Below are 4063 nucleotides of genomic sequence, written 5' to 3' on the forward strand. Positions count from 1 at the left end.
GTGTGAACCCGCCCAACCAGCCGCCGACCAGCACGACAGCCGCACCGGTGACGGCCACCGCGGCGTGGGTCAACCACGGACGCCACCGGGTCGGCCTGGCCGACTCCTCGACGGCGAAGCCGGCAGCGACCAGCTCGGCACGCCCGGCGTCTGACAGTGGCTGCAGTTGTCCGGCGTCCTGCCCCTCACCGGGCAGGGCAAGTTCGGCGCCGGTCGCCGCAGCTCGCTCGGAGAACAGCGCGAGCGCCGCCGTTGCGGCACCCATCGCCACCGACGCCTTCGGGTCGGGATCGCTGACGATCGGCCGATCGAACGCCTCGGACAACCGCTGGGCCACTCGCGGGATCCGCGAGGACCCGCCGGTCAGCAGGATCGCCGCTACATCGGTGATGGCAAGGTGCGCGTCCTCGAGCAACTCCTCGACCGCGTCCACGGTGCGGTCCAGCGTCGGTTCGACCATCGCCTCGAATTCGGCCCTGGTGAGTCGGACGGTGCTCCGGTTGCCGGGCAGGTTGACCGGGATGGTCACGTCGGTGTCGACCGACAGCGCCTCCTTGGCGTCCACGCACTCGCGGCGCAGCTGGGCGAGCGCGGCCCGAGCGTCCGCACCAGTGAGGTCGGCCGCCGTCAGGCCGGCGGAGGCGAGCACATGGCGGAAGATGGCGTCGTCGAAGTTCGCTCCGCCGAGGTCGTCAATGCTGATCGGTTCGCCGACCACCGCGAAGCCACCCGGCTGCTTTCGCAGTGCAGCGGCCTCGAAGCCGGTGCCGCCCAGGTCGAAGGCGATGACCACCTGCCCGGGCTGCCAGTGGTGGCGGGCGTCGAAGTGCCGGGCGAGCGCCTCAGGTTCGCTGATCAGCTCGACGTTGAAGCCCAGCTCGGCGGTGGCACGCTGGACGAGCGACGTCCGGTGCGGGCCCCAGGCCGGAGGGTGGGTGAGGGTGACGATCTCGGCACCGCTACCCTTACGCTGCGTGATGGTGGCGATGGCCCGGGTGACGGTTTGCGCGAAGACCTGTTCAGCGCTGACCTCGTTGTCGGCGATCATGAACGCCACTTCGTCGCCGACACCACGCCGGAACTCAGTGATCAGGTGCTCGGGTTCGGTGAGTCCGCGGCGGTGGGCCTCATCGCCGAGCAGCAGCTCGCCCTCGGCGGTCAGCAGGGCAACGGCGGGAGCGTTGTCGTGGCGATCGCCGAGCGGGACGTGGACAGTCTCGGCGGCACCGTCCGAACGCATGGTTGCGGTGGCAGCGGCCACCCGACTGGTACCAACGTCTATTCCTATGCAGTACGGGCCTGCCATTGCCTACTCCCCCTGGTGTGGCCATGCATGTCCGCCGCTGCAGGCAGGCCATCGTCCACCGCCGCCAGCCCCGTAGCGGGGACGGCTGCGGTCGGGACACGGCACCCACGCAGCATTTACCTGTGTGCTCGTAATCTGTTTGTGACGCCAATCATGCCTCACCACAAGGGCGGTTGTCTAACGTTCTCAGAAGTCAGCCCCAATTGGCCAGCGATCCATCAGTCGGCATGCAGAAGGGGCGTACCAGACCAGTTCGAGCGCCTCCGCCCGTGCCTGGGCGGGGATCAAATCGCCCAGTGAAGCCCTCGTCGATGACACCGTGACTGCGGGGGAGAGCATGTCCAGCGTGAGGTGCGGGGTCGGCTCGGGCGCCCCGTTCGGGGTCACCGACGGATGGGCTTGCCAGACCCTCCTGGTCAGCACCCGAAACGGTTCTTCCGGCTCCGGACCGAGGTAGACGCAGCCGTTCGGGAAGACCTTGATTTCGCGCAAGGCGAACTCGAACGGCGCGCTGGTGGCGGCGATCCGGGCAATCGCCGCCAGGTCGACCTCGTCCGGCCGCAGCGGTGCCAGCACGGTGATGTGGGCGTGGGCGAATCGAGGGTCGGAACTGAGGTACCGCGGGTCGTAGTGGCGGGTGCGTGCCCTGATCCAGTCCTCCAGCTCAGGCACCGCCACCTGCAGTACGGCATGGCCGCTCGGTTCGGTCACCCGACCATTGTGGCCTGTGACCAGCGGTTTTCGTCGGGTAGGGTCGATCAATGGCTATTTCAACCAAGTGGAGAATGACCATCGCCGGTTTGGGTGTTGCGGCCCTGCTCAGCGGCTGCGGCAATGGCGGGACGACCACCACCCCGGCCGAGACCCCCGTAGCGTCCCCCGAGACCACCGCCACCACCCCGGCACAAACCGCCCCGGACACCGGGTCGTCGGTCCTGACCGAAGGCTTCGCAGCGGTCGCACTGGCCGAATCGGAGGTGCCGGGTTCGCAGGCCGTCGGCCTCGACCTCGATGACGACGGCAGCTGGGAGGTCGAGGTCATCTCCGGCGAGCGCAAGTTCGAGTTCGACATCAGCGCCGATGGCAGAACGGTGCTGGAGCGCGAGGAGGACGACGCCGACGACGACAAGGTGAGCAAGCTTGCCCAGGTGCAGGTTCCCATCACCGATGCCATCAGCACCGCGATGACGCAGGTAGCCGGTCAGTTCGATGATGCCGAGCTGGACGAGGAGGACGGCCGGGTCGTCTGGGAGGTCAACCTCGACGACGACGTGGACGTCCACGTGGACGTCGTGACCGGCGAGATCGTCAACCGCTGACCACCGCCGGACTTCGACCGCCGGGGTCAGGCGTCCACGATCTGGCAGATCACCTCGCCTGAACCAAGCGTTGTGCCGGCCTCGACCAGGCGCTGCACCACGCCACCGCGGTGGGCGCTGATGGGCTGTTCCATCTTCATCGCCTCCAGGACGGCGACCAGATCACCCTCGGCCACCTGATCGCCATTGGCGACCGCAGTCTTGACGATGGTGCCCTGCATCGGTGCGGTCAGGTCGTTCCCGGACGCCTCGGACACCTTCGTCCCACGGGCCCGACGAACCGGCCTCTTCGGTCTGGTCGGCCCGGCGCCCCCACCGAGGTTCGCCGGCACCTTGACCTCCATCCGCCGGCCATTCACCTCGACCACCACGGTGCGTAACGGCGGCTCCTCGTCGGGTTCGCCGATCTCGCCGGAGTAGGGCTCGATCTGGCTGTCGAACTCGGTCTCGATCCAGTTGGTGTGGACCCGGAAGTCGCCGTCGGGGGCGGTGAACGCGGGGTCGCGCAGCACCAGCCGGTGGAACGGCACCACCGTCGGCATCCCGTCCACGATGAACTCGTCCAGCGCCCGCCGCGCCCGGGCCAGGCACTCGTCGCGGTTGCGGCCGGTGATGATGAGCTTGCCCAGCAGCGAGTCGAAAGCGCCGGGCACGGTCATGCCCCGCCGGTAGCCCTCCTCCATCCGCACACCCGGCCCGGTGGGTGGCCGCCAGCGGGTCAGCGTGCCCGGGGAGGGCATGAACCCGCGGCCGGGATCCTCGGCGTTGATCCGCAGCTCGATCGAGTGGCCGACGACGATCGGGTCGGTGTCTGGCAGCTGGGCGCCGTCGGCAATGTCGAATTGCCAGCGCACCAGGTCCCAGCCGGTGACCTCCTCGCTGACCGGGTGCTCGACCTGCAGCCGGGTGTTGACCTCCAGGAACGAGATCGTGCCGTCCTGACCGACCAGGAACTCGCAGGTGCCGGCACCCACGTAGTCAGCCTCCCGCAGGATGGCCTTGGACGATTCGTACAGCCGCTGCACCTGCTGGGCGGTGAGGAACGGCGCCGGCGCCTCCTCCACCAGTTTCTGGTGGCGCCGCTGCAACGAGCAGTCGCGGGTCGACACCACCACCACCCGGCCGTGCTGGTCGGCCAGGCACTGGGTCTCGACGTGTCGGGGCCGGTCGAGGTAGCGCTCGACGAAGCACTCGCCGCGTCCGAACGCGGTCACCGCCTCGCGGGTGGCCGACTCAAACAGCGGCCGGATGTCCTCCATCCGGCGGGCCACCTTGAGGCCGCGGCCGCCGCCGCCGAAGGCGGCCTTGATGGCGATCGGCAGGCCGTGCTGCTCGGCGAAGGCGACCACCTCGTCGGCGTCGGCGACCGGGTCGGCGGTGCCGGGGACCAGCGGGGCGCCCACCTGCTGCGCGATGTGCCGGGCCCGCACCTTGTCGC

4 protein-coding genes and 1 pseudogene are annotated in these 4063 nt (G+C 69.2%); 1 reads left to right on the top strand and 4 read right to left on the bottom strand.

Translation table 11 applies throughout. From position 1 onward, the window contains the following. Positions 1–1240, bottom strand: a 1240-nt coding sequence (locus tag WBL05_RS04885) for an Hsp70 family protein (RefSeq protein WP_424224128.1), incomplete at its 3' end; no start/stop codon positions are given. A 252-nt stretch (positions 1241–1492) separates the two neighbouring features. Continuing rightward, positions 1493–2017 carry a 2'-5' RNA ligase family protein gene (locus WBL05_RS04890; RefSeq protein ID WP_424224129.1) on the bottom strand — a complete coding sequence of 175 codons (525 nt, stop codon included), beginning with the start codon at positions 2015–2017 and terminating at the stop codon, positions 1493–1495. Between the two features lie 50 nt (positions 2018–2067). Here WBL05_RS04890 and WBL05_RS04895 point away from each other — a divergent pair, with 50 nt between their 5' ends. After that, on the top strand, positions 2068–2625 hold the full coding sequence (locus WBL05_RS04895; protein ID WP_424224130.1) for a PepSY domain-containing protein: 558 nt from the start codon (positions 2068–2070) through the stop codon (positions 2623–2625). A gap of 26 nt (positions 2626–2651) precedes the next feature. Here the strand turns inward: WBL05_RS04895 and WBL05_RS04900 are convergent, their stop codons facing one another. Both WBL05_RS04900 and WBL05_RS04905 read right to left on the bottom strand, forming a co-directional pair. Continuing rightward, on the bottom strand, positions 2652–2846 hold the full coding sequence (locus tag WBL05_RS04900; RefSeq protein WP_424224131.1) for an acetyl-CoA carboxylase biotin carboxyl carrier protein subunit: 195 nt from the start codon (positions 2844–2846) through the stop codon (positions 2652–2654). A 285-nt stretch (positions 2847–3131) separates the two neighbouring features. Continuing rightward, a pseudogene (locus WBL05_RS04905) lies at positions 3132–4055 on the bottom strand (ATP-grasp domain-containing protein); the annotation flags it as partial. Between the last annotated feature and the right edge of the window lie 8 nt (positions 4056–4063).

It is taken from the genome of Brooklawnia sp., assembly GCF_049651565.1.
Taxonomy (GTDB): Bacteria; Actinomycetota; Actinomycetes; order Propionibacteriales; family Propionibacteriaceae; genus Brooklawnia.